The 19,591-nt window shown below is 42.6% G+C and carries 21 protein-coding genes; 1 reads left to right on the top strand and 20 read right to left on the bottom strand.

Annotation, left to right across the window (positions count from 1 at the left end; genetic code table 11):
• Positions 1-91: 91 nt before the first annotated feature.
• From rnc to MHH31_RS07695, 11 genes are all read right to left on the bottom strand, one after another.
• Complete coding sequence (rnc, locus tag MHH31_RS07745; RefSeq protein ID WP_017367233.1) at positions 92-835, bottom strand: ribonuclease III; 744 nt, start codon at positions 833-835, stop codon at positions 92-94.
• A gap of 184 nt (positions 836-1,019) precedes the next feature.
• Positions 1,020-1,253: an acyl carrier protein gene (gene acpP / locus MHH31_RS07740; protein ID WP_003212028.1), complete on the bottom strand. Its 234-nt coding sequence runs from the start codon at positions 1,251-1,253 to the stop codon at positions 1,020-1,022.
• Between the two features lie 81 nt (positions 1,254-1,334).
• Positions 1,335-2,078 carry a 3-oxoacyl-[acyl-carrier-protein] reductase gene (fabG, locus tag MHH31_RS07735; protein WP_342495427.1) on the bottom strand — a complete coding sequence of 248 codons (744 nt, stop codon included), beginning with the start codon at positions 2,076-2,078 and terminating at the stop codon, positions 1,335-1,337.
• Positions 2,078-3,022 (bottom strand): ACP S-malonyltransferase, encoded by a 945-nt coding sequence (gene fabD / locus MHH31_RS07730; protein WP_342495426.1) that lies wholly within the window; start codon positions 3,020-3,022, stop codon positions 2,078-2,080. The genes fabG and fabD overlap by 1 nt, the downstream gene beginning before the upstream one ends.
• Positions 3,023-3,037: 15 nt before the next feature.
• Complete coding sequence (gene plsX / locus MHH31_RS07725) at positions 3,038-4,036, bottom strand: phosphate acyltransferase PlsX (protein ID WP_017359101.1); 999 nt, start codon at positions 4,034-4,036, stop codon at positions 3,038-3,040.
• 15 nt (positions 4,037-4,051) lie between these two features.
• Complete coding sequence (gene fapR / locus MHH31_RS07720; RefSeq protein WP_008344859.1) at positions 4,052-4,618, bottom strand: transcription factor FapR; 567 nt, start codon at positions 4,616-4,618, stop codon at positions 4,052-4,054.
• Positions 4,619-4,730: 112 nt separating this feature from the next.
• The gene (gene recG / locus MHH31_RS07715) at positions 4,731-6,779 is read right to left on the bottom strand and encodes an ATP-dependent DNA helicase RecG (protein ID WP_041507316.1); all 2,049 of its coding nucleotides are present in this window, start codon (positions 6,777-6,779) and stop codon (positions 4,731-4,733) included.
• On the bottom strand, positions 6,757-7,659 hold the full coding sequence (gene sdaAA / locus MHH31_RS07710; protein ID WP_024720342.1) for an L-serine ammonia-lyase, iron-sulfur-dependent, subunit alpha: 903 nt from the start codon (positions 7,657-7,659) through the stop codon (positions 6,757-6,759). The genes recG and sdaAA overlap by 23 nt, the downstream gene beginning before the upstream one ends.
• Before the next feature lie 20 nt (positions 7,660-7,679).
• Complete coding sequence (gene sdaAB, locus MHH31_RS07705; RefSeq protein ID WP_017367229.1) at positions 7,680-8,342, bottom strand: L-serine ammonia-lyase, iron-sulfur-dependent subunit beta; 663 nt, start codon at positions 8,340-8,342, stop codon at positions 7,680-7,682.
• A gap of 149 nt (positions 8,343-8,491) precedes the next feature.
• Positions 8,492-10,165 carry a DAK2 domain-containing protein gene (locus MHH31_RS07700; protein ID WP_017367228.1) on the bottom strand — a complete coding sequence of 558 codons (1,674 nt, stop codon included), beginning with the start codon at positions 10,163-10,165 and terminating at the stop codon, positions 8,492-8,494.
• A 15-nt stretch (positions 10,166-10,180) separates the two neighbouring features.
• A complete protein-coding gene (locus tag MHH31_RS07695) occupies positions 10,181-10,543 on the bottom strand; it encodes an Asp23/Gls24 family envelope stress response protein (protein WP_008344871.1) in 363 nt (120 codons plus the stop codon).
• 271 nt (positions 10,544-10,814) lie between these two features.
• Here MHH31_RS07695 and rpmB point away from each other — a divergent pair, with 271 nt between their 5' ends.
• Complete coding sequence (gene rpmB / locus MHH31_RS07690) at positions 10,815-11,003, top strand: 50S ribosomal protein L28 (protein WP_003212514.1); 189 nt, start codon at positions 10,815-10,817, stop codon at positions 11,001-11,003.
• 69 nt (positions 11,004-11,072) lie between these two features.
• On the opposite strand, the gene spoVM is transcribed toward rpmB, so the two are convergent.
• From spoVM to fmt, 9 genes are all read right to left on the bottom strand, one after another.
• Positions 11,073-11,153 carry a stage V sporulation protein SpoVM gene (spoVM, locus tag MHH31_RS07685; protein ID WP_008354550.1) on the bottom strand — a complete coding sequence of 27 codons (81 nt, stop codon included), beginning with the start codon at positions 11,151-11,153 and terminating at the stop codon, positions 11,073-11,075.
• A 71-nt stretch (positions 11,154-11,224) separates the two neighbouring features.
• Positions 11,225-11,869, bottom strand: a complete 645-nt coding sequence (locus tag MHH31_RS07680) for a thiamine diphosphokinase (protein ID WP_047947055.1) — start codon at positions 11,867-11,869, stop codon at positions 11,225-11,227.
• 59 nt (positions 11,870-11,928) lie between these two features.
• Positions 11,929-12,579, bottom strand: coding sequence for a ribulose-phosphate 3-epimerase (gene rpe / locus MHH31_RS07675; RefSeq protein ID WP_217967218.1), 651 nt, complete (start codon positions 12,577-12,579; stop codon positions 11,929-11,931).
• Positions 12,580-12,582: 3 nt separating this feature from the next.
• Entirely contained in the window at positions 12,583-13,479 is an 897-nt protein-coding gene (gene rsgA / locus MHH31_RS07670; RefSeq protein WP_144678830.1) for a ribosome small subunit-dependent GTPase A, read from the bottom strand.
• A 12-nt stretch (positions 13,480-13,491) separates the two neighbouring features.
• The gene (gene pknB / locus MHH31_RS07665; protein ID WP_268412741.1) at positions 13,492-15,447 is read right to left on the bottom strand and encodes a Stk1 family PASTA domain-containing Ser/Thr kinase; all 1,956 of its coding nucleotides are present in this window, start codon (positions 15,445-15,447) and stop codon (positions 13,492-13,494) included.
• Positions 15,441-16,211, bottom strand: a complete 771-nt coding sequence (locus MHH31_RS07660) for a Stp1/IreP family PP2C-type Ser/Thr phosphatase (RefSeq protein ID WP_034647887.1) — start codon at positions 16,209-16,211, stop codon at positions 15,441-15,443. Before MHH31_RS07660 ends, pknB begins: the two co-directional genes overlap by 7 nt.
• Positions 16,212-16,214: 3 nt before the next feature.
• Positions 16,215-17,303 (bottom strand): 23S rRNA (adenine(2503)-C(2))-methyltransferase RlmN, encoded by a 1,089-nt coding sequence (gene rlmN / locus MHH31_RS07655; RefSeq protein ID WP_024720337.1) that lies wholly within the window; start codon positions 17,301-17,303, stop codon positions 16,215-16,217.
• Positions 17,304-17,306: 3 nt separating this feature from the next.
• Positions 17,307-18,650, bottom strand: a complete 1,344-nt coding sequence (gene rsmB, locus MHH31_RS07650; RefSeq protein ID WP_342495425.1) for a 16S rRNA (cytosine(967)-C(5))-methyltransferase RsmB — start codon at positions 18,648-18,650, stop codon at positions 17,307-17,309.
• The gene (fmt, locus tag MHH31_RS07645) at positions 18,637-19,590 is read right to left on the bottom strand and encodes a methionyl-tRNA formyltransferase (RefSeq protein WP_342495424.1); all 954 of its coding nucleotides are present in this window, start codon (positions 19,588-19,590) and stop codon (positions 18,637-18,639) included. The genes rsmB and fmt overlap by 14 nt, the downstream gene beginning before the upstream one ends.
• Position 19,591 lies beyond the last annotated feature (1 nt).

Raw genomic sequence — 19,591 nt, 5'->3', positions numbered from 1 at the left:
TTATGTATTTAAAGTACTTTTATCTTACCATATGAACTGAAAAAAGATGATGGAAAACAGAGTGAAATCCCCCTGAATCACGAGGGGGATTTTATTGGTTCATATGATGTTTCTGTAATTTAGCAAGTGCTTCCTGTGCAGCATGCTGTTCCGCTTCTTTTTTTGAACGGCCATTTCCAATTCCGAGCACTTCTCCTCTAAGGGATACATTGGCTTCAAATTCCCGGTTATGTGCTGGGCCTTTTTCATGCAGGATTCGGTATTCAAGTACACCTTTTCCATCTCGCTGAACAAATTCTTGAAGCTGGCTTTTAAAGTCCATAACATGTGAGAATGCCCCGTCATTAATTTTCGGGTACACATAGGCTTCTAGGAATCGTTCAACAGGCTCAAGTCCTTGATCTAAATAAAGCGCTCCGATAAACGCCTCAAATACGTCTGCTAAGAGTGCCGGACGCTTTCTGCCGCCTGTCATTTCTTCCCCTTTTCCTAAAAGAACAAGGTCTCCGAAGGACAGCTCATGTGCTAATGACACAAGTGATGGCTCACATACGATCGCCGCTCTCAATTTTGTTAAATCTCCCTCGCTCATGGCTGGATACTTTGCAAATAAGAACTGTGAGATCGTCAATTCTAAAACAGCGTCCCCTAAAAATTCAAGTCTTTCATTATCCTCATAAGGTTTTTTCCGATGCTCATTCACATAAGAGGAATGTGTAAAGGCTTGATAGAGTAGTTTTTCATTTTTAAAGTGTACAGAAATGCGCTGCTGAAATTCTCTGAATTGCTCTAGTTTTTTGCTCTGTTTCTGTTTGTCTTTATAGTGTTTTGGCATAGCAACCTCCAGGTAGGCGTCATCGCCTTTAAGGATACTGATTATATGGAGTCTCTCTTTCTACATGCAAGGAAACCGTGCTCCTTAGCATCTGAAAAAGGCTGACAATTGATCAGCTGAATATGTTGAAACTAACATAAATTTTCAAAGTCCCGCCATGAAAATAGACGGGACTTTGTTACGCTTATTGCTGGCTATTTATGTAGTTCACAGCGTCACCGACTGTTGCAATTTTTTCAGCATCTTCGTCAGAAATTTCCATATCGAACTCATCTTCAAGTTCCATAACTAGCTCAACTACATCAAGGGAATCAGCGCCTAAATCTTCTTTAAATGAAGCTTCCATTTTCACGTCAGCCTCATCAACGCCAAGGCGGTCTACAATAATTTTTGATACACGCTCTAATACGTCTGCCATTGCCTTTCACCTCCCCTCAAAGTATTATAGTTGATTCGTTTTTAAAAAACTAGAGAAAACGTAACGAAATTTTGATATTTCTTAGGACATAACCATTCCGCCATCTACTTGGATGGTTTGGCCTGTAATATAACCTGCTCCTTCTGAAGCTAAAAAGACAACAACGTTGCTTATATCTTCAGGCGCACCAAAGCGTGCGAGCGGGATTTGCTTCAGCATTTCTGTTTGAACATTCTCATCAAGCTTGTCAGTCATATCAGTAGAAATAAAGCCTGGTGCTACGGCATTGACTGTAATATGACGGCTTGCCAGCTCTTTCGCTGTTGTTTTCGTTAAACCGATCACACCTGCTTTTGCTGCAACGTAGTTTGCTTGTCCAGGGTTTCCGCAAACGCCGACAACAGATGCTACATTGATGATTCTTCCGCTGCGCTGTTTCATCATTTGACGTGTCACAGCTTTTGTACAGTTGAAGACACCTTTTAAGTTTATGTTAATGACATCATCCCATTCATTTTCTTTCATTCTCATGAGCAGGTTGTCCTTTGTAATTCCAGCATTATTCACAAGAATGTCGATTGAACCAAATGTATCAACGGCTTGTTTCATTAATGCCTGTACTTCTTCTGCATTTGACACATCCGCTTTGACAGCAAAAGCCTGCTGGCCAATTGCTTTGATCTCATCGACGACTTCATTTGCTTTTGCTTCGTTGCCTGAATAGTTCACCACAACATTGGCACCTTTTTTCGCCAAATCGATCGCAATCGAACGGCCAATACCGCGTGATGCACCTGTAACAACGGCTGTTTTATTTGTAAGCATCAAGAATCCCCCTTGAGTGTTTGAATGGCTGCTTCAATTGTTGCTTGATCTGATACGGAAATGGTCGTCAGGCGGCGATTGACTTTTTTCACAAGACCTGAGAGCACTTTACCAGGACCAATTTCAATAAATGTTGTCACGCCTAAGTCAATCAGGCGTTCTACACTTTCTTCAAATCGAACAGGAGAATACAATTGTTCAATCAGCTTCGTTTCAATTTCATTACGTGATGTCACGATGTCTGCTGTTACGTTTGAAATCACTGGCGTCGCGGCATCAGAAATGTCTAATTTAGATAATACATCTGTGAATTTTTCAGCTGCTGGTTTCATTAATGCAGAATGGAAAGGTCCACTCACTTCAAGTGGAATTGCACGTTTTGCGCCCTTTTCTTTCGCTTTCTCTGATGCAAGTTCCACACCTTTTGCTGTACCAGAGATGACGATTTGGCCCGGACAGTTTAAGTTCGCAAGTTCTACAAGATGACCGCTTTCTGTCACTTCTTTTGTCACTTCTACAAGCGCTGCTTGGTCTAAGCCAAGAATCGCCGCCATTGCGCCTTCTCCTGCTGGAACGGCTTCATTCATTAATTTGCCGCGCTTTCTCACTGCGTAAACGGCATCTTTAAACGAAAGAGCTCCCGCTGCAACAAGGGCTGTATATTCACCCAGGCTGTGCCCTGCTGCATAATCTGCTTTGATTCCGCTCTCTTCAAACTTCTTTAAGATCGCGATGCTTGTCGTTAAAAGAGCTGGCTGTGCATTATATGTCAGCGTCAGTTCTTCTGCATCTCCTTCAAAAATCATTGAAGATAAATCAAAACCAAGGGTCTGATCTGCTTCTTCAAACACAGCTTTAGATGCTGCTTCTTGGTCAAATAAATCTTTTCCCATGCCAATTTTTTGAGAGCCTTGGCCTGGGAATAAAAAAGCAATTTTACTCATGCTGCTCTACCTCCATTACGACTCATTCGTGTCTTCTTTTTGAACTTCTTGATGAATGATAGCTGAAACGTCTTTTTTAACGATGTCGCGCGCCTGACGAATGGCATGAAAAATCGCATTTTCATCAGAGGAACCATGCGCTTTAATAACGGGTGCTTTTAAACCAAATAATGCGGCACCACCATATTCGGAGTAATCCATTTTAGATTTCATCTGCATTAATTTTGGCTTCATCATACCTGCTGCTATTTTAGCTGTGAAACTGGATGTTAAGGTTTCTTTCAGCATTTTAAAAACAGAAAGGGCTGTGCCTTCGATCGTTTTAAGGGCGATATTCCCCGTGAAACCATCTGTGACAACGACATCAGCTACACCCTCTAATAAGTCACGCGATTCTACATTTCCTACGAAATTCAAATCTGATGCTTTTAATAATTCAAAGGTTTTTTTCGTTAAATCGTTGCCTTTTTTATCTTCTGTCCCGACATTTAAAAGTCCAACGCGTGGATTGCTCTTCGGGAAGACATGCTCTGCGTAAATAGATCCCATCATCGCATATTGCACAAGATGCTCTGGCTTTGCATCAACGTTTGCGCCGACATCCAATAATAAGAACCCGCTGCCATCAAGTGTTGGCAACGTCGGAGCAAGTGCTGGTCTGTCAATGCCATCAATTCTGCCTACGATAAACAGGCCTGCTGTCATGAGTGCCCCAGTATTTCCAGCTGAAATACAGGCATCTGCTCTTCCTTCTGAAACTTCCTGCGCCATTTTCACCATAGAAGAATCCTTTTTACGTCTCACTGCACGCACTGGTTCATCCGTTGGTTCAATGACTTCTTTTGCATCTAAGATCGTGATGCGTTCATGATTTGTTATGTATGATTTGATCTTGCTTTCATCGCCGACTAGTGTAATCTCGATATCTGAAAATGCTTCTAAGCTTTTTTGCACACCGTCAATAATGGCTTTAGGGGCATGATCTCCCCCCATTGCATCGACTGCAATTCTCATGTTATGTGCCACCTTTTACTTTTGTTTTGAGCGATACATGACGAAATCGCCTGAGAAGACAACTTCCTCACCTACATAGCTGTTTACTTCAACTACGGTTCTGCCTTTTTCTTTATCATGTGAGGCAACTTTGGCTTTTGAGACGACTCTTTCGCCTTGTTTGACCTGCCTTGTAAACTTAATATTTGCTTTTGCTGTCAAAGCCAGTTCATCGTCGATGACGGCTACTGCCAGCGAATTTGCCTGGGCAAAAAGATGATGTCCCCTGGCAATTTGGTTACGGCTGAATACATGCTCTTTTCTTACTTCAAAAATGGAAATCGCTTGATCATCAAGCTCTACATCAATCATTTCTCCAATAACTTCATCCAGCGGAAGAGACTTCACTTCATCCTCTAATGTCTTTTCGGCCACGTGCTTAATTCGTTCGCGTAACTCAGGGATTGACAGCTCCAAACGGTCAAGACGAACTGTTTGAATGCTTACACCGAACTTACTTGCCAATTCTTCATCAGTAATGAACGGAGTCGAGCTGATCGTTTGCTGGAGAAGCCTTTGTCGTTCTTTTTTATTTAGTTTCATATGCAGACACCATCCGTACATTTATGACTAGGTACTAATAGTAGTATATAATCTCATAGATGATAAATCAATCCTTGTTTCAAAAAGACAAGAAAATTCCTCCAGCACTTGATCAGCTCAATTTATCTCCGCCAAGCACACCGCTGTCTACGAGTGTTTGCCTAAGTTCTTTGTATTCAGGGTCTGTCCAAAAGGCTTCAGACTGCACGAGCTCTGCCGCATCTTTTCTAGCGGTTTCAAGCGCTCTATAGTCATGAACCATATCAGCCACTTTAAATTCAGGCATTCCGCTTTGTTTCTTGCCAAAGAAGTCGCCAGGGCCTCTTAGTTCTAAGTCCTTTTCAGACAGTTCAAAGCCATCCGTTGTTTCAGACATGATCCGCATGCGCTCTTTACCGGTCTCTGATTTAGGGTCCGCCATTAAAATACAAAAAGATTGATGCTCTCCGCGTCCGACCCGGCCTCTTAACTGATGAAGCTGTGACAGCCCAAAACGGTCCGCATCATAAATGACCATGATGGTCGCATTTGGCACGTTGACTCCAACTTCAACAACTGTCGTTGATACAAGGATTTGCACTTCATTGGAAGTGAAATCTCTCATCACTTGATCTTTTTCATCACTTGCAAGTTTCCCGTGCATTAAGCCGATCGACCATTTTCCGCGATACGCCTCTGTCAGCATGCTGTGAACATCAATCGCATTTTGGACATCCAGTTTGTCTGATTCTTCTATAAGTGGACAAATAATATACGCTTGTCTGCCTTTTCTCAGCTCTTTATCAACAAAAGCAAGAATCCGCTCAAGCATGTCATGCTTCACCCAATACGTTTCAATCTGCTTTCGGCCAGCTGGCAGCTCATCAATGACAGAGACGTCCATTTCTCCAAATACTGTGATGGCAAGCGTTCTTGGAATCGGCGTTGCGGTCATAAACAAAACATCTGGGTCCTGTCCTTTGCTTCGCAGTTTTTTCCGCTGTTCCACGCCGAACCTGTGCTGTTCATCTGTAATAACAAGACCAAGCTGCTGAAATTCCACTTCGTCCTGGATAAGGGCATGCGTGCCGACTAAAATATCAATATCTCCCTCTTTCAGACGTTCAAGCAGTTCTCTGCGGCGCTTTCCTTTCACTGAACTCGTCAAAAGAGCAATATTTAGCCCCCATTTTTCAAATAGCTGATACAGTGAATCGGCATGCTGTTCAGCCAAAATTTCAGTTGGCACCATCAGCGCACCTTGAAAGCCGGATAAATGAGCGGCATAAAGGGCAATTGCCGCTACAGCTGTTTTCCCCGATCCAACATCCCCTTGAAGAAGCCGGTTCATTCGGTACGGGGATGCCATATCTGACATAATTTCATCCAGCACTCTTGATTGTGCTTTTGTCAGCGGGAACGGCAGGCTATGAACAAACTCAAAGACCGCCTCTTTTGAGAACGGATGCTGGATGCCTGATGTTTTTTCTCGTTCTTTTTTTCTGATCGCCTGCATCTTCAGCTGAAAGATGAGAAATTCCTCGTACACGAAGCGTCGTCTTGCTTGCTTGAGCGAGTCTCTCGTTTCAGGGAGATGAATGGTTTTTAGTGCTTCTTGATAAGACATGAGTTTATAAGCAGCTACAAGCTGTTTTGGCAGTGGATCTTCTGCATGATCTACATAGAGTGACAACGCTTGTTTTACAAATCGTCTCATCATCTTCACGGTTACATTTTCTTTGACTGAATAAACAGGTTCTATACTGCCATCTTGTTCGTGTGTTCCTTTTTTAAATTCCTGAACCATAATGGATTGCCGGTTTTTATCCCACTTCCCTGTGACGGATACCGTATCGCCTAAAACAAGACTTCGTTTTAAATAAGGGCGATTGAAGCATATGGCTGTAATCAAAAAACGACCGACAAGCAGCCTGAATGTCAGCCTGCTTCGTTTTTTTCCATAATAGGTGAGAACGGGCTCACTGTGCACTTTTCCTTCAACTGTGACACGTTCGTCATGCCTGACTTCTTCTAAGTTGCGAAGCTCATAGTCGTCATATCGATAAGGAAAGTAGCCGAGTAAATCGGCTACTGTGTAGATTCCAAGTTCATTTAGTGTTTTTTCTGTTTCTTCTCCAATCCCTTTCAAGGCAGAGATCTTATCTTGCAATTTCTGTATCACGAGATGAGGTCACACCTCCGAAAATCTTCTTTTCAAGCTCTCTTGCTGTCGGTGTTGCAGCAAGTCCGCCTTGTGCGGTCTCACGAAGAGCGGTTGGCATCGTTTGACCAATTTTGTACATCGCATCAATGACTTCATCACAAGGGATGCGGCTTGTAATGCCGGCAAGTGCCATATCTGCTGCAATCATCGCATTAGAAGCGCCCATTGCGTTTCGTTTCACACATGGCACTTCCACAAGTCCTGCGACTGGATCGCAAACAAGACCCAGCATATTTTTTAAGGTGATGGCCATGGCTTCAGCGGATTGCTGCGGCGTACCGCCTGCCATTTCTACAATGGCTGCTGCTGCCATACCTGATGCAGATCCTACTTCTGCCTGACAGCCGCCTGCTGCACCAGAGATACTTGCGTTATTGGCGACAACAAAACCAAATGCACCAGATGTAAATAGGAATCTGACCATTTGTTCCTTTGTTGGCTTTAATGTTTCTTTCACCGCAAAGAGCGTTCCTGGCACAACACCTGCTGAGCCAGCTGTAGGCGTTGCACAGATCGTTCCCATTGCTGCGTTCACTTCATTTGTTGCCACTGCCTTACTGACAGCATCTAAAATGGTATGACCAGACAATGTTTTGCCTGATGCGATATATGCTTGAAGTTTCACCGCATCCCCGCCTGTTAAACCAGATAATGATTTCACACCTTTCAGTCCGTTTTCAACGGCCTGTTCCATTACTTCTAGGTTGCGGTACATCTGCGAGAAAATGTCTTCACGTGACTTCCCTGTCACTTCCATTTCTTGAGTAATCATAATTTCTGAAATGGAGGTATTCCGTTCTTCTGTTAGCTGCACGAGTTCTTTGACGTTTTTAAACATCATACATAACCTCCTTGTTGTTACTCTGCAATTTGTGTGACTTGAATAATGTTTGGCAGCGTCTCAAGCTCTGTTAAAACCGCTGGATCAATATTCTGATCCACTTCAATCGTCATGAGTGCTTCTTGCCCGACCTCTTTACGTGCCACTTCCATATGACCAATGTTGATGGCGAATTTCGCTAACACATTGGCAACTGCTGCAATCGTCCCGTAACGGTCGTTATGAACCACAAGAATGGCCGGGTGATTCCCTGAGAGTCTCAGTTCAAAGCCATTTAATTCTGTGATTTCAATTTTACCTCCGCCAATGGAAATCCCGATTAATTCAAGGCTTCCATTCGCATCTGAAATTTCTACTTTTGCTGTATTTGGATGCGCTGGCACCGCATCTTCTTCTTTAAACTCAATGTCGATTTCTTTGCTTTTTGCAATATCGATCGCTGTTTTAATTCGTTCATCAAATGTATCAAAGTCAAGAACACCGCCGATAATGGCTACATCTGTCCCGTGTCCTTTATACGTATCTTTAAAAGAGCCATAAAACGATACAGTAATTCGTTTCGGTTCTCTTCCGAACAAGCTGCGAGCCACTCTTCCAATACGAGCCGCACCCGCCGTGTGCGAACTTGATGGACCAATCATGACGGGTCCAATAATATCAAACACACTTCTAAATTTCATAGGTCTTCCCCTCTCATCACCAATCACAGATTGGTTTGTTACTCCCTTTAGACTAATGGATTCATTCGATTCCCGCAACTCATTTGACGAATGAACACATAGTAAAAAAATGCAAAAGAAGAAGAAGGGCTTCATGTGCCCTTCTTTCTTTATTCAACAGCCAAAATATATGAATAAAGCGGCTGTTTTCCATCGTGGACTTCAACTTCTACATCTTCAAATGTTTCTTCAATATATGCTTCTAAAGCTTCCATCTCATCAGATGATGCATCTTCCCCTTTGATGATTGTGACAATCTCATCATCTTCTGTCACCATTTGGGTCAAAAGCTCTTTTGCTGCATCTAATTGATTTTTAGCTGTTAAGGTGATTTTTCCATTGTATAGGCCCATATAATCGCCTTTGGCAATGTCGATCCCATCAATTTGGGTATCTCTCACTGCAAAGGTAATTTGGCCGCTTTTCACATGATCAATCGCTTCTAACATCGCTGCTTCATTGTCTTCATTTGAAGCTGCTTCATTTAGAGAAAGAAGTGCCGACATTCCTTGAGGAACGGTCTTTGTCGGAATAACAACGACCTCACGACTTGAGACAGTTGCCGCCTGTTTAGCTGCCATGACAATATTAGAATTATTAGGTAAGATAAAGACGGTTTCGGCATGAATGCTATCAATTGCTTTGACAATGTCTTCTGTGCTCGGATTCATTGTCTGTCCGCCTTCAATGACGACGGATGCTCCGATACTTTTAAACAAGTCAGCAATCCCTTCTCCCATTGCGACACTCACTACTCCAAAACGCTGTTTTTCAGCAGCTGTTGCTTTTGGTGCAGCAGGCGAGTGATCTTTTTCTTCATTGACGATCGAGCTATGCTGCTCTCTCATGTTTTCAATTTTCATATTAATTAAGCTGCCGTAGCGCTGTGCATATGATAAGACATCCCCTGGCTGCTCTGCATGAATATGAACTTTTGCAAGCGTATCATCAGATACCACAAGAAGTGAATCTCCGAATTCGCTTAATTCTTCTCTGAAGGCATTTTCGTCAAAGGACTGTTTGTCTTCTTCGAATTTCACCATAAATTCTGTACAATAGCCAAATTCAATATCTTCTGTGTTCATATGGCTTTGTGCACTTTTATGATGCTCTGCACTCACTAATTCTTTTAATGTTGGCAAAGAGGCCGTTTTAGGAGGAAGCTCTTCTCCTCTTAATGAAGCAAGGAAACCTTCATATACACAAAGAAGTCCTTTACCGCCGCTATCTACAACGCCGACTTCTTTTAAAACAGGAAGGAGATCTGGTGTGCGGTCTAGTGATGCTCTTGCTTCCTCAATCGTTAATTCAAGCACACGATCGATTTGGTCTTCTGTTGCTGAAACAGCAACCGCTTTCTTTGCTGCGTCTTTTGCAACCGTTAAGATGGTTCCTTCAATCGGTTTCATGACGGCTTTATATGCTGTATCAACACCGGCCTGCAAGGCAAGCGCAAATTCTTTTGCATCAATTGTTTCTTTTTGTTCTATATTTTTGCTAAAACCTCTGAAGAGCTGAGACAGGATCACACCTGAGTTTCCTCTTGCCCCCATTAACAGCCCTTTCGACAGAGCCACCCCGACCTTACCAATGTGATCGGTATTTGTTTCTTCAACTGCTTTTGCCCCTGAAGTCATTGACAAATTCATATTTGTCCCCGTGTCTCCGTCTGGCACTGGAAAAACATTTAACGCATCAACAATTTGTGCGTTTTGAGAAAGATGGTGAGCACCTGCAAGAATCATTTTTGCAAATGAGCGGCCACCCAGATTTCTAATAGACAATATATTTCCTCCTTACTACGGGTTCGTAACTTTTACTCCTTGTACATAAATGTTGACTGAGTCAACTGAAAGTCCAATCGTGTGATGAATCGTATATTTGACTTTCGTTTGAACATTATGTGCGACTTCTGATATTTTTGTACCGTAGCTGACGATGATGTACATATCAATATGAATGCGATCTTCTTTTTGACGCACAAGAACACCCCGGCTGAAGTTCTCTTTGCGGAGAATATCCGTCAAGCCGTCCTTTATTTGATTTTTGGACGCCATGCCAACAATACCATAGCAATCGATCGCAGCGCCTCCTGCCACCATTGCAATGACTTCATTTGATATATCAATTTGTCCGTATTTCGTTCTAAGTTCAATGGACACATTGGTTCCCCCTTTTTGAGAAATTGCCCTGAGTTATCACTATTTTACTATAAGACCCTTCTTTTTAAAAGAAATCATTCAATCCGACCCAATCCTACTTATACTATAGCCTTGATTTTTTATCAAGATGTCAAGGTATTTTTCTTGAAAGAGGAGTAAACAATCCTTGCAAACCCCTTGAAGCTGTGGTAAATTATTAAAGTATCTTGAGGCATCTCTAAGTACGTATATGAAGAATATGATGATGTTTTCGCAGTTAGGAGGGAAACAAATGGCACGTAAATGCGTTATTACAGGCAGAAAAACAAAAGCTGGGAACAACCGTTCTCACGCAATGAACTCTACAAAACGTACATGGGGCGCGAACCTTCAAAAAGTTCGTATTCTAGTGGACGGTAAGCCTAAAAGAGTATATGTATCAGCTCGAGCTTTGAAATCTGGTAAAGTTGAGCGTGTATAAGCAAGAGTAAACGCCTGCTACATTTAACTGTAGCAGGCGTTTTTATGTGGAAATAAAGGAGATTACTCATTAATCTTTCTTAAATGAACCAAGCATCGCACGGACAATGCCGCCAAGAAATCTAGGCAGTTTGATTGTATAAAATTTCATTTTGTCCCCCTCCTAAAAGTACCGCTTGCAGCACAATTGAGCTTAATCAGCCATCCACATTGATAGGTTGGTCAATCTTTGCTTCTTACCATTATTAATATGCCTTCATGAAAAGAAAAAGTACCATTTGAGTGGATGAGTTCGTTACTAATACATAGTGTGGAACCAGGCTCAATATGACAATTTTTCAGAGGATATTTGAAACCTTTTAATGTCAGCTTTTCAACCGATGTACCGAAGGGCAAAAACGACACATATTTTTTATCCGAGTCTTGTTTGATTTCGTATGTACCAGGTCCAAACATTTGAATGATATTTTGTTTATCTACAAGGGTCATGCTCTGTTTGTGCTGAATGCCTTTGTAAAGGAGATGGATATTCCCAAGAAAATGATCTGCTCTTCCGCCTGTGATGCCGTAAATTTGAATATGTGCTGGATTCTGACGCAAAGACCAGTTCAGCGCAAGTTCTAAATCCGTTTCATCTTTCTCTGCCTGAAATAAATTGAGTGCAGGCAATTTCTTTTTCAGTTCATGAAGCTCTTCTTCTGTCACACTATCAAAATCACCAAATGCTCTGTCAGGTACAATGCCATGCTCTAGTAAGAAAAGGGTCCCCCGATCTACGCCGACCCAGAGAATGTCCTCCTCAGATGCTTCATGATCAAGCGGCGGGATGTACGCAAAAGGACCGCCGGCTACGATATGTATGTGCATGATTACGCTCCTCTCCATTGAAAAAGAACCAAAGATCACAATGACTTTGGTTCTTTTTGTTATGCTTTTCGAATGGCCTGAATGGCCGCCGCGCGGTCGTCTTTCCCATATACCGCTGAGCCGGCAACAAGTAGATTAGCGCCTGCTTCTTTGCAGCTCTTTGCTGTCTCTACATTGACACCGCCATCTATTTCAATGAGTAAATCAGTTAAGCCTTTTTGTTCACTAAGTGTCTTTACTTCTTTTACCTTTGAGAGAACAGATGGAATAAACGCCTGTCCGCCAAAACCAGGGTTCACCGTCATGAATAAGACTAGGTCAACATCCTCTAATACATGCGCAATTTGAGAAACGGGTGTGTGCGGGTTTAAAACAACCCCTGCTTTGACACCTTGTTCTTTTATATGCTGAATCGTGCGATGTAAGTGTGGACACGCCTCGACATGAACAGAAATAATATCAGCGCCCGCTTTTGCAAATGCAGGGATATACTGGTCTGGCTGCTCAATCATTAAGTGAACATCGAGCGGCAACTTTGTATGCGGCCTGATCGCCTCCACTACATTTGGTCCAAATGTCATATTCGGTACAAAATGACCGTCCATCACATCAATATGAATATAATCCGCTCCACCTTGTTCCACATCACGGATATCTTTCTCCAGATTGGCAAAATCGGCTGATAAAATGGATGGGGCAATATAAACCATGATTTAGTACCTCGGCTTTCTATCTTTAATTTCAGTTAAAAACTCTAAATAATGCTGATAGCGATACTCTCTGATGCGATCGTGTTCTACTGCCTCTTTTACCGCACATCCAGGCTCTTTTACGTGCAAACAGCCCCTGAATTTACATTCTGCACTCTTCTCTCTGATTTCTAAGAAATAGAGCCCTAAATCTTCCGCTTCGATACCTGTAAATTCAAGCGAGCTGAATCCTGGTGTATCAGCAATGAGCCCTTCAGCCGTTCGAATGAGTTCCACATGTCTTGTTGTATGTTTCCCCCTGCCAAGATGGGAGGAAATATCATTTGTTTTCAGTGCTAAATCAGGACTCATCGCATTTAAGAGAGAAGACTTCCCTACACCTGATTGACCTGCAAATACAGTAATCTTGTGATGGAAATGCGGGGTCAGCTTTTCAATTCCATCCCCTTCGATCGTCGATGTTAAATGAACGTCGTATCCAATTTGGCGATAGTCTTCTGCATAGGCTTGAATCGTTTCTCGCTCTTGCTCTGTTTTCAGCAAGTCCATTTTTGTGATGCAGATAATCGGTTCAATCCGGCTCTCTTCAACAAGCACTAGGAATCTGTCTAAAAGCGATGTACTAAAGGTCGGCTCTGCTGCTGAGAAAACGAGCACCGCTTGATCAACGTTGCTAATAGGCGGCCGAATCAGCTCATTGGTCCGCTCTTTTACTTCCAGCAAATAGCCTTCCTTATCGTTATCTGCTTGATAGACGACATAATCTCCAACAAGAGGGGTTATTTTGTTTTTACGAAAAATCCCTCTCGCTCTACACTGAATTACTTTGCCACTTTCTAGAGACTCATCCAGCACATAATAAAATCCGCTTAATGCTTTAATAATTTTGCCCTCAGGCATAAAGTCCCTCCTTTATTCATCATCAGGGTATTCAATCGTTTTGGAGCTTACTACTTTATCATCCACTGTCACCTGATAGTATCCTTTTTGACCAGGTTCTATCTTAAATTTAATCGTTCGCTCAGTGGGCGCAGTGATTTTAAAGGTTTCATATAAATCAGAAATGCTATGTTCTGCGTCATCAATAGATATTTGAACATTCATTTCTTGTCCTTCTGTTTCTGGTTCATACGGAATCGCAATCTTTTCAGTCACCGTTTTAGCCGGTTTCTCTTTTGGGCCAAGAGAGAACGTAATTTTAACCGTATCACCAGGTTTAACAGCTGTCCCAGCTCCCGGTTCCTGCTTCATGACCTCACCTTTTGGCACATCGTCAGAATATGCTTCTTTTTCATCTAGCTTTAGTCCATTATCCTCTAGATAATTTGATGCGGCCTGTTTACTATACGTCGTTAAATCCCGTAAGGTAATATCGGCAGGGCCTATACTGACGGTCAATGTGACTTCTTCATCTGCTGCGACAAGTTCTGTATTCGCGGAAGGTTTCTGTTCCATGACAATGCCTGATTCTGTGTCATTATCATTTACTTCCTCCACAACAACCTGTTTAAACCCTTTTTTCTCTAATAGTTCTTTTGCTTTCTCGACCTTTTCACCTGTTACATCAGGTAATTCGGTTTTTTCTTTACCTGTACTTTGATAAAGCTGAATTTCTGTCCCTTCTTTTACCTTCGTTCCGATTTTCGGGTCTGTTTTGACAACCAGCCCTTTTTCAATCTTCTCGTCGGCAATATCAATGGGTTCAGAAGCGACGGTAAATCCGGCTTTCTTCAAGGTGTCTTCCGCTTTTTCAACCGTCATGCCAGAAACATCGGTCACCTCTACATCCTTTGGAAAGAGTAATCCTGGGAAGACCGTGATCGCTAAAATGGTCGCAGCCGTCAAAACAAATAAGATCGACGCTACAATCCACGGCCATTTTTTCCGTTTTTTCTTCGGCTTTTGTTTCTCTTTTTTCTTTGGTTTTTGAACCTGGTGGACGGCTGTTTTTTCATTGTCTTGATCGACTTGATGATCTTTTATAATAGGAATGGCTTTTGTTGCTTCATGATCTTCTTCAATGACAAAGCGCTTTTCTTTTAGTCTTGCAGGGTCAAAAGCCGTTTTTAAGTCTTTTTGCATTTCAGATGCATCTTCGTATCGATAGAATGGATCTTTGGCCATCGATTTTAAAATGATGTTCTCCACGCTTTGTGGTACAGAAGGATTCCACCTTCTCACAGATGGCGGCTCTGATTGCAAATGCTTCAGTGCGACACTGACAGCGGATTCTCCTTCAAATGGCATGCGTCCTGAAATCAGCTCATAAAGAACAATACCAAGTGAATAAATGTCTGACTTTTTCGTTGCAAGACCGCCGCGCGCTTGCTCTGGGGACAAATAATGCACGGAACCAAGAACAGAATTCGTATGGGTAATGGTCGCTGAGCTAAGTGCCATGGCAATGCCAAAATCAGTGACTTTGATATTTCCCAAGTTGTCTATTAATATATTGTGAGGCTTAATGTCTCGATGGACGAGCTGTTTCGCATGGGCTTCTTCCATCGCCGCAACGACTTGCTCCATGATGCGAACGGCTTCTTTTGGATGAAGCGGTCCATTGGCGTGTATGTATTCTTTCAGCGTCATCCCTTCGACATATTCCATGACAATATAATAAATGTCATCTTCTTCTCCTACATCGTAGATACTGACAATATTCGGATGATCTAAGCTGGCTGCTGATTGCGCTTCTCTCCGGAACCGTCTAATAAAATCATCATCGCTTGCAAAGTCAAACCGTAAAATTTTAATCGCCACTTCGCGATCTAAAATCATATCCTCCGCCAAATAAACGTTGGCCATTCCGCCTCCGCCTATGGCGCGAAGAATTTGATAACGGCCGCTGATCCTTTTTCCGATCAACACTTGCTGTCACCCTCCTCTGTTTGGGAGGAGATTTCTAACAGTACTGCTGTAATGTTATCTTCACCGCCGTTGTCATTCGCTGTTTGAACTAACTCTGTTACTTTTTCATCTGGTGCGGTTGTTTGCGATAAAATCTGAATCAAATGTTCTTCTTCTACTTTATTCGATAATCCGTCTGAGCAAAGCAAAATTTGATCTCCTGGATCCACTTCAAAAGTTCGTGCATCAATTTGAACGTGTTTATCTGTTCCTAACGCTTTGGTCAGCACATTTTTTCTTGGATGATATTCTGCATCCGCTTTTGAAATCTCTCCTGTTTTCACTAACTCATTCACTAGTGAGTGATCATCTGTTAATTGGGTCAGCGCGCCTTCTCTTAGCAAGTAGCAGCGGCTGTCACCAATATGGGCAATTGTGACCGTTTGCAAATGAACGAGCGCACAAACGATGGTCGTCCCCATTCCTTGGCATTCCTCATTGTTTTTCGCATGTTCGTATACTTGGTCATTAATGTCGCTAATTTTTGAGATTAACCAATTTTCTTGATCGGCTGGTTTATTTGGAATTGAAGATGTTTCCTGCCAGTATTCTTTTAAAGAAGAAACTGCCATCTTGCTGGCTACATCACCAGCAAGATGACCTCCCATTCCATCTGCTACAACAGCTAGAAGTGTGTCTTCTTTTGCTTCAAAAATACCTGCATCATCTTCATTATGCTGACGGACTTTTCCTGTATCGGTTTGAAAGGCTGCCCTTATCAACATTCGTCACCTCGTCTCTTCCTGACGCTCCTTCGCTCTTAGCTGACCGCAAGCAGCATCAATATCATGGCCTTGCTCTCGTCTAATCGTTACGTTTACGCCTCGTTCTTTCAGCGTTTTTTCAAATAGGAAGATTTGTTCTCTTGGTGTTCTCACGTAATCTCTTTCTGGTACATAGTTCACCGGGATGAGGTTTACATGGCATTTGATTCCTTTTAATAAATCAGCAAGTTCTTCTGCGTGATGGACTTGATCATTGACTCCGCCAAACAGACCGTATTCAAAGCTCACGCGTCTGCCTGTTTTTTGAATGTAATATTCAATAGCTTCCATTAATTTTGGCAGCTTGTATGCCTTATTGATTGGCATGAGGCGGCTTCGAATTTCAGTATTTGGTGCGTGCAGGGAGACAGCAAAGTTGATTTGCATTTGCTCATCCGCAAATTGATAAATCTTTGGAATGATCCCGCTCGTCGAAACCGTAATATGACGTGCTCCAATATTTAAGCCGTTATCATGGTTAATGATTTTAAGGAATGCAAGCATTTCATCAAAGTTATCAAACGGTTCGCCAATTCCCATAATGACAACTGAGCTGACACGTTCATCTGTTTCATCAAGCGCCTGTTGTACTTTCAAGACTTGGGCCACAATTTCTCCCGCCTCAAGGTTACGTTTCAATCCACCAAGTGTAGATGCACAGAATGTACAGCCAATCCGGCAGCCAACCTGTGTTGTGACGCAGACAGAGTTGCCGTATTCGTGGCGCATTAGCACGGTTTCAATGGTATAGCCATCGTGTAATTCAAATAAGAACTTGATCGTTCCATCTTGAGATGTTTGTTTGATCACTGTTTTTAAAGTCGTGATGGCGAATTGATCTTTTAATTTTTCTCTTAATTCCTTTGAAAGGTTAGACATTTCATCAAAGGATGTGACGCGTTTTTCATAAAGCCACTCAAAAATTTGTGTTGCACGGAAAGGCTTTTCGCCTTGTTCCTTTAACCAGTCTTTGATTTCATTTAGCTCAAACGAGTAGATCGACGGCATGTCTGTTTTCAGTTCTTTTCTTACTTTTTGTTTTTGTTCTGTCATTTTTTATCCCTTCTTTCTCATGCTGCAAATAAAGAAACCATCTGTTCCGAAATAATGAGGAAGTATTTGTACACTTCCGTTTTGAACAAACGGAGCAACCTGCTCAGGCAGCCGTTCATTAAGAGATAGATCGGGTTCGAAGTCTTGGTGTTCTTGTAAAAACGCATGAATCACTTGTTGATTTTCTGTTGGATCCATTGTACATGTACTGTATATAAGGGTTCCGCCTGGCTTTAGCAGCTGGGCTGTTTCATGCAAGATCGATTGCTGAATTGTCGCAAGTCTTGCTGAGTCTTCCGAGGACTTTGTATATTTCATATCTGGTTTTCGTCTGATGACGCCAAAACCTGAACATGGTGCATCAATGAGAATACGGTCAAACGAAGCATCATCATAATGGTCGGATGCTTTTCTTGCATCAAGCGCTTTTGCCTCAATATGCGTTAAGTTTAGACGCTTTGCCGCCTGTTTGATCAGTTTTACTTTGTGCTCATGTAAATCAAGAGACACAATGTTCCCCTCATCGTTCATTCGCTCTGCAATATGTGTTGATTTACCACCAGGGGCGGCACAGGCATCAAGCACCATTTCTCCCGGCTGAGGGTCCAGCGCTCTTGCGACAAGCATGGAGCTTTCATCTTGGATCGTGACAAAGCCCTCTTGAAAGAAAGGAGTGGATACGATAGATCCTTTCATGAGTTTGAGTGCATCCTCAGAGAGATCGCCGAGTTCTGTCTCAATTCCTGCATCCATGAGTTCTTGCTGCAGTGCAGTGCGGTTTTTTTTCATTTGATTGACACGCAATGTCTGCTTTGGCGGGACTAAATGAATACGGCACATGCTTTCTGCTGCTTCAAAACCGTACGCCTCCACCCATTCTTGTACGAGCCACAATGGATGGCTTGTCTCAACCGATAGCCGCTTGACCGGATCTTTGATCGCATCAAATGATGGCACGCCTTCTCTTTGCACAGAACGAAGAACGCCGTTGACTAGTGAAGAAATACCTTTATGTCCGCGCTTTTTCGTGAGTTCCACTGCTTCATGGATGGCTGCACGATCTGGAATTTTTTCAAGATAAACCATCTGATAAAGAGACATCCGTAAAAGCTGCATCACCCAAGGAGCCACTTTTTGCGGTTTTTTCACAAAGGGTGTGAGCATATAATCAAGTGCCAGCTTGTTTTGCAGTGTACCGTATACAAGTTCTGTTAATAGCGGTTTGTCTTGATCGGAGAGTTCTTTCTCTTTCATCACTGACTGCAAAAGCAAGTTACTGTAGGCTTGATTTTGTTCGAGTTTGATTAAAGCGTCTAGCGCTACTTCTCTCACATTACTTTTCTTCATTGATTAGCCCTAATTTCTGTCCAATTTCGATATTTGCGCCTCTTAAGAAGTCTTCACCGCTCATTTTTTTCTTTCCAGCGGGCTGTACACTCGTTAATAAAAGGCCTTGCTGATTTCCTGTTCCAACGACTGGTCCTTCTTTTTGAAGCTCAATCACTTTCCCAGGTTCTTCTGGTGCTTGAAGCGGAACTTTTTTCGTTTCCCATACTTTTAAGTTAGCACCGTTCCATTCAGTATAGGCAACTGGCCATGGATTTAAGCCGCGAACTTGGTTGTAAAGCTCTTCCCCTGGCTTGGTCCAGTCTAACCTTTCCTGCTCTCGCTTAATATTTGGTGCATACGTTGCTGCCTCTTCATTTTGCGGAATTGGCGAGATAGACCTGCTTAACACATTTGGAACTGTGTCTTTTAATAAGGCCGCACCAGCCACACTTAATTTATCGTGCAGTGTTCCGACGTTGTCTAATTCATCAATTTCTACTTCTACTTTGCTAATCATGTCACCTGCATCAAGCTTTTCTACCATATACATGATCGTCACGCCTGTTTTCTTTTTGCCTTGCAGGATCGCATAATGGATCGGTGCACCGCCTCTTAGTTCTGGGAGCAGTGAGGCATGAACGTTGATACAGCCAAATTCAGGTTCATCAAGTAATCTTTTTGGCAAAATTTGTCCGAATGCTGCTGTTACGATCAAATCTGGCTTTAACGCAAGCACTTTATCAATTTCTTCATCAAGACGTACCTTTTCAGGCTGTAAAACTGGAATGCCGTGTTTTAAGGCTTCTACTTTTACAGGAGGCGGCGTGAGCACTCGTTTTCTGCCTTTCGGGCGATCTGGCTGTGTGACGACCCCGACAACTTCGTATCCTTCTGTTATAAGTGTTTGCAGCACAGGTACTGAGAAATCAGGGGTTCCCATAAATACGATACGTGCCATT

This window comes from Bacillus sp. FSL K6-1033 (genome assembly GCF_038630765.1).
GTDB classification, from domain to species: Bacteria; Bacillota; Bacilli; order Bacillales; family Bacillaceae; genus Bacillus; species Bacillus altitudinis.
This window is presented reverse-complemented; position numbering and strand designations above follow the sequence as displayed.

Excerpts from the sequence above, each read along its gene's own strand:
- rnc (WP_017367233.1), bottom strand. The coding sequence starts at position 835 with ATGCCAAAACACTATAAAGACAAACAGAAACAGAGCAAAAAACTAGAG.
- acpP (WP_003212028.1), bottom strand. The coding sequence starts at position 1,253 with ATGGCAGACGTATTAGAGCGTGTATCAAAAATTATTGTAGACCGCCTT.
- fabG (WP_342495427.1), bottom strand. The coding sequence starts at position 2,078 with ATGCTTACAAATAAAACAGCCGTTGTTACAGGTGCATCACGCGGTATT.
- fabD (WP_342495426.1), bottom strand. The coding sequence starts at position 3,022 with ATGAGTAAAATTGCTTTTTTATTCCCAGGCCAAGGCTCTCAAAAAATT.
- plsX (WP_017359101.1), bottom strand. The coding sequence starts at position 4,036 with ATGAGAATTGCAGTCGATGCAATGGGGGGAGATCATGCCCCTAAAGCC.
- fapR (WP_008344859.1), bottom strand. The coding sequence starts at position 4,618 with ATGAAACTAAATAAAAAAGAACGACAAAGGCTTCTCCAGCAAACGATC.
- sdaAA (WP_024720342.1), bottom strand. The coding sequence starts at position 7,659 with ATGTTTAAAAACGTCAAAGAACTCGTGCAGCTAACAGAAGAACGGAAT.
- sdaAB (WP_017367229.1), bottom strand. The coding sequence starts at position 8,342 with ATGAAATTTAGAAGTGTGTTTGATATTATTGGACCCGTCATGATTGGT.
- rpmB (WP_003212514.1), top strand. The coding sequence starts at position 10,815 with ATGGCACGTAAATGCGTTATTACAGGCAGAAAAACAAAAGCTGGGAAC.
- spoVM (WP_008354550.1), bottom strand. The coding sequence starts at position 11,153 with ATGAAATTTTATACAATCAAACTGCCTAGATTTCTTGGCGGCATTGTC.
- MHH31_RS07680 (WP_047947055.1), bottom strand. The coding sequence starts at position 11,869 with ATGCACATACATATCGTAGCCGGCGGTCCTTTTGCGTACATCCCGCCG.
- rpe (WP_217967218.1), bottom strand. The coding sequence starts at position 12,579 with ATGGTTTATATTGCCCCATCCATTTTATCAGCCGATTTTGCCAATCTG.
- rsgA (WP_144678830.1), bottom strand. The coding sequence starts at position 13,479 with ATGCCTGAGGGCAAAATTATTAAAGCATTAAGCGGATTTTATTATGTG.
- MHH31_RS07660 (WP_034647887.1), bottom strand. The coding sequence starts at position 16,211 with ATGTTGATAAGGGCAGCCTTTCAAACCGATACAGGAAAAGTCCGTCAG.
- rlmN (WP_024720337.1), bottom strand. The coding sequence starts at position 17,303 with ATGACAGAACAAAAACAAAAAGTAAGAAAAGAACTGAAAACAGACATG.
- rsmB (WP_342495425.1), bottom strand. The coding sequence starts at position 18,650 with ATGAAGAAAAGTAATGTGAGAGAAGTAGCGCTAGACGCTTTAATCAAA.
- fmt (WP_342495424.1), bottom strand. The coding sequence starts at position 19,590 with ATGGCACGTATCGTATTTATGGGAACCCCTGATTTCTCAGTACCTGTG.